General features: G+C 37.7%; 2 protein-coding genes. Both read left to right on the top strand.

Features of this window, described 5'->3' with window-relative positions:
- The first annotated feature begins 21 nt into the window (after positions 1 to 21).
- Entirely contained in the window at positions 22 to 1,500 is a 1,479-nt protein-coding gene (locus ENL20_07185) for a LysM peptidoglycan-binding domain-containing protein (protein ID HHE38341.1), read from the top strand.
- A 305-nt stretch (positions 1,501 to 1,805) separates the two neighbouring features.
- Positions 1,806 to 3,404, top strand: a complete 1,599-nt coding sequence (locus ENL20_07190; GenBank protein ID HHE38342.1) for an L-aspartate oxidase — start codon at positions 1,806 to 1,808, stop codon at positions 3,402 to 3,404.
- Positions 3,405 to 3,413 lie beyond the last annotated feature (9 nt).

Genomic DNA, 3,413 nt, shown 5'->3' on the forward strand with positions numbered 1-3,413 from the left:
TCTAAGTATTACAAAAAATAAATGAGAGAAAAAATGATAAAAAAAATAATTGTTGTTTTGATAATTATATTACTAACGAGTTGCTCCATAAATCGAATTTTCGAGAAAAATGAGATTGAACAAAAACAGGTTGAAAATCCATCAGTCGCTTCTTTTACGGAATTCATTCAGACAACTGAAGATTCTCTTAACAACGAAATATTGCTCAAAAATAATGAGATCGATTCTCTTTATGCAGTGATCGAAGAGATGAATTTTTCAGTTGATTCTTTGATGCAGGCTCTGGAGATTTCCAATAGTCGAGTTTTGGTAAATGCAGATTTTCAGATTCCGGATTCCATTATTTTTGCAGGTAGGAAGTTCGATTTGAGAAATGAAAGACTTTCCCACAAATTTGAGAAGATATTTAATCTCGAAGTACAGTCTGCTCATAAATTCATTCCCAGAAGCGGAAAATATTTTGCGATCTTTGATTCCATCTTTTCTATGCACAAAATTCCTCTCGATATAAAATACCTGGCAATTGCCGAAAGTCGTTTAAGCTTGATGGCAACTTCGCGGGTTGGAGCAGCAGGGATCTGGCAGTTTATGAAAGGAACTGCAAAAGGATTTGGATTGAAGATCGATTCTTTTGTCGATGAACGGAGAGATGTTTTCAAATCGACAGTAGCTGCTGCCAAACTTCTGAAAAATAATTACGACCATTTATCCAAATTAGGTGCTAATGATTGGCTACTGGCAATGAGTGCGTATAATGCCGGAGCTGGAAGCATTTCACGGGTGATCAAAGAGCAGGGAGGAACAGATTTTTTTGAATTGATCATGAAAGCGGATGAAACTCATAATTTTGTCTGGCGAGCAGTTGCGATCAAAATGATATTTGAAAATGAAGAGGAAATCTTCGGGAAAAAATTTGAGCGGGAAAAACCACTTTTAGAATTGGTCAGGAAAGAAAATATCAAACTCAAAGGACATTATAAGATAGATGATTGGGCAAATGCCCAGGGAACTACTGTCGGAAAGATCTGGGAATTCAATCCCTGGATCAAGATTTACAAAAGAGCTAGAAAAAAATATTCTCCGATTAATGATGTTATTCTTCCTCCGGGAAATTTTACGATCCTTGTTCCAAAAAATGGGAAAAAAAATCTGAACGAACTGGCAGCGATCAAGAGAAAATTCCTCGTTAAAAATGCCGGATATTTCACTCACCATACAGTCAAGAAAGGTGATACACTTTATGATATTGCCAAGAAATATAAGACGACTGTTTACAAAATAAAATCTTTGAACGGATTAAAGTCGAATATCATTCGTCCGGGACAGAAACTTAAACTTTATGGCTCTCTAAAAGATTCTTCAAAGGAATATTATGTTGTCAAAAAAGGAGATACACTCTCCGGTATTGCTCGAAAGTGTAATACTTCCATTTCCAAAATAAAAAGTATAAATGGTTTGAAATCGAGTACGATCTATCCGGGGCAAAAGTTGTATTATTGATTCATTGAGTTCGACTGAATTAATTTAAATAAACAGAATTTATTGATGGAAACTGAAATCAGATACCGAAAAAAAGAGACTCGAGTTCAGAGGAGCGAAGCGAAACCGGACTTGAGACGACCTTTCATCCTAAACTTTAAACTGAACTCCGTCTGCTTCGCGATGAAGTCCGGTCAAGAACTGTAGAACAGAACTTGTACCATTTATTCCAAATCCCATCAAGGATTTTTATTGATAAAGGGTTGTTAAATTTAGGAAGATAGAAAATAATTGGTTCGGAACAAGTTCCGAACTACAGGAATTATATGAAAAATTTTGATTTTCTCGTGATCGGAAGTGGAATTGCAGGATTGGTTTATGCTTTGGAAGTATCCAAAATTGGAAAAGTAGCAGTTGTCACCAAAGAAAAACTGAACAATTGCAATACGGAATATGCGCAAGGTGGAATTGCCGCAGTTCTGAGTCATCACGATTCATACGAAGAACACATCAAGGATACTTTTATTGCGGGTTCTGAAATTGGTAAGAAGAAGGTTATCAAAACGATCGTGGAAGAAGGTCCGGCATGCATTGATTACTTGATCAAACTGGGAACTGAATTTACCATGGAAAATGATGAACTTGATCGGAGTTTGGAAAATCTTTCTTTGACGAGAGAAGGAGGTCATTCCCAGAAGAGAGTCGCTCATGCAGCTGATTCAACAGGTCACGAAGTAATGAAAGCCCTGATCAAAGCATGTCGGGGAAATCAAAATATAAGTATTTTTGAAAATCATCTGGCTATCGACTTGATCACCCAGCATCATATTTCGCAAGTAGATAATTTTATTCCACAGATAACATGTTGGGGAGCTTATGTCCTGGAAAAATCGAAGAACAAAGTTCACATTTTCAAAGCAAAAAAAACCATGCTGGCAACCGGAGGAGCAGGTCAGGTTTATAATTATAATACCAATCCGGAGGTTGCTACAGGTGATGGTTATGCTATGGCAGGAATGGCTGGAGCAAGAATTGCCAACATGGAATTCATCCAGTTTCATCCGACAGCATTCTATAGTCCCGCAGGAAAACCATTTCTGGTTTCGGAAGCATTAAGAGGTGAAGGAGCGATCTTAAAACTGCAAGATGGACAGTCTTTTATGGAAAGATATCACCGGCTTGGTAGTCTTGCTCCAAGGGATGTTGTTTCCCGGGCAATCGATTTTGAACTGAAAAAAAGCGGAGATAAATTTCTTTATCTTGATGCGACAGGGATTCCAACCGAAAAACTAAAGAAAAGTTTTCCTTATATTGGTAAAAAATGTCTGAAGAGAGGGATTGATTTCACGAAGGAACCGATTCCGGTTGTGCCGGCTGCTCATTATTTCTGCGGGGGGATTTTAACGACTATCAATGGTCAAACTGATATCAAGAATCTATTCGCTGCTGGAGAAGTTGCCTGTACAGGATTGCATGGAGCAAATCGTCTTGCTTCCAATTCACTTCTCGAAGGTCTGGTAATCGCTTATCGAGCCGGGAATCATCCTTCCAACAAAGAAGAAGTCATTTTCCCTGAAATCCCGGAATGGCACGATATCGGGACTTTTAATGAAAACGAATGGGTAGTAATTTCTCATAATAGGGAGATCATTCAGAAGATCATGCAGGGATATGTTTTTATTACCCGTTCAACACGACTTCTCAATTATGCACATTCACGAATTTCCAATATTTATGAAGAGATCAATAATTTCTACCAGGAAAATCCGGTCAGGAAAGAAGTCATTGAGACCAGGAATCTGGCAGTAGTTGCTAATATCATCATCCGCTCTGCTCTCTTGAGGAAGGAAAGCCGTGGTTTACATTATAATATCGATTTTCCGGAAAAAGATGATGTTAAATACAAAAAGGATACAATAATATAGTAACTCAAA

This window comes from Candidatus Cloacimonadota bacterium, from assembly GCA_011372345.1.
In the GTDB taxonomy this organism is placed as follows: domain Bacteria; phylum Cloacimonadota; class Cloacimonadia; order Cloacimonadales; family TCS61; genus DRTC01.

Coding starts and splice junctions, on each gene's coding strand:
- ENL20_07185 (HHE38341.1), top strand. CDS start 22: ATGAGAGAAAAAATGATAAAAAAAATAATTGTTGTTTTGATAATTATA.
- ENL20_07190 (HHE38342.1), top strand. CDS start 1,806: ATGAAAAATTTTGATTTTCTCGTGATCGGAAGTGGAATTGCAGGATTG.